This window comes from Roseomonas sp. TS2, from assembly GCF_058833935.1.
This window is the reverse complement of record NZ_JCACVY010000360.1, coordinates 1-1,151: the sequence shown is the minus strand read 5'-3', so window position 1 is coordinate 1,151 and position 1,151 is coordinate 1. Positions and strand designations below refer to the sequence as shown.

Annotated in this window: 2 protein-coding genes; both read left to right on the top strand. The window is 77.0% G+C overall.

Features of this window, described 5'->3' with window-relative positions; all coding sequences use genetic code 11:
• Window positions 1-565, top strand: a 565-nt coding sequence (locus ACZJYS_RS24395) for a hypothetical protein (protein ID WP_493180658.1), incomplete at its 5' end; no start/stop codon positions are given.
• 67 nt (window positions 566-632) lie between these two features.
• Complete coding sequence (locus ACZJYS_RS24390; RefSeq protein ID WP_146201910.1) at window positions 633-962, top strand: hypothetical protein; 330 nt, start codon at window positions 633-635, stop codon at window positions 960-962.
• Window positions 963-1,151: the final 189 nt, after the last annotated feature.

Below are 1,151 nucleotides of genomic sequence, written 5' to 3'. Positions count from 1 at the left end.
GCGCCCTCCGCGTCCCCATTCTGAAGCGATGCCCCGTTCCGCCCGAGAGGGCGCCATCCACGTCGCTGTCGCGGCGGATGGCGCGCTGCACTACGCCATCCCCGGCTCGCCCGAGACCCTGCCGCCCGTCGCCCCCCGCGCCCTCAGCCTGGCCTGGGACGCGGCGCGCGCCGCCGCCGCCGCCGAGGCCTGGGGGCCGCACCGCACCCTGGCCTTCGAGGGCGGCGCCGTGATGGCGCTGGCCGATGCCGATGCCGCCTGCTGGGCGGAGGCGGTGGACCGCGCCGTGGGGCTCGGCACCCTGCCGGGGCTGGCGCTCTGCCTGCGGCTGCTGGCGCTGGTCGAGCTGCTCGGCCGGGCGGCCTGGGCGCGCGGCCTGTTCGCCATCGCCGCCGACGGGATCGAGCTGCACCCGGCGTTGCTGGCCGCCGCCGCCGCCGCGCCGCTGGATGGCGGGGCCCGGTTCGACGAAACCGGCATGAAGCGTCTATTGTCCAACCGCATCGCCGGCGCGGCGGGGGCAGGGGCGGAGACGGGAGTCGCGGGGCAGGGCGCCACGCGCTGATCCGCCCGGCCGGCCTCCGGCGCGCGGCCCTCGCCCGATCCTCTGCCTGACACCGCCGGAGCGCGCCATGAAACGCCTGATCCTTCCCCTGATGCTGCTGACGGGTGCCTGCGCCGCGCCGCCGCCGGCCACGCCCGAGCAGCGCCAGCGGGACGCCACCAGCGCCGCCTGCCGCGACCAGGTCGAGCGGCAGATGCGCTTCCGCGAGCGTGGCCAGACCATGCGGGTGGACGAGGCCGAGTCGCGGCTGGGCAGCGGCGCCTACATGGGCAACCCGCTGGAGCGCTCGCAGCTTGGCGCCCGCTTCGAGCGGGACCGGCTGCTCGACGAATGCATGCGCGGCGCCCAGGACCAGCCTGGCCCGGCCTCACCCACGGGGGGCGGGCGGGGCTCCTGAGCTGCCGCTGTTCCGGTCGCCCTTCGGCGCGCTGGGACGCGCGCTGGCGACCCGAAACGCCCGCATCTTCTTCGGCGCCAGCCTGGCCGCCTGGACCGGGCTCTGGATGCACCGCATCGCCGTCGCCTGGCTGGCCTGGGAGCTGACGGGAAGCGCCCTCTGGGTCGGTCTCGTCGCCTTCTGCGACCT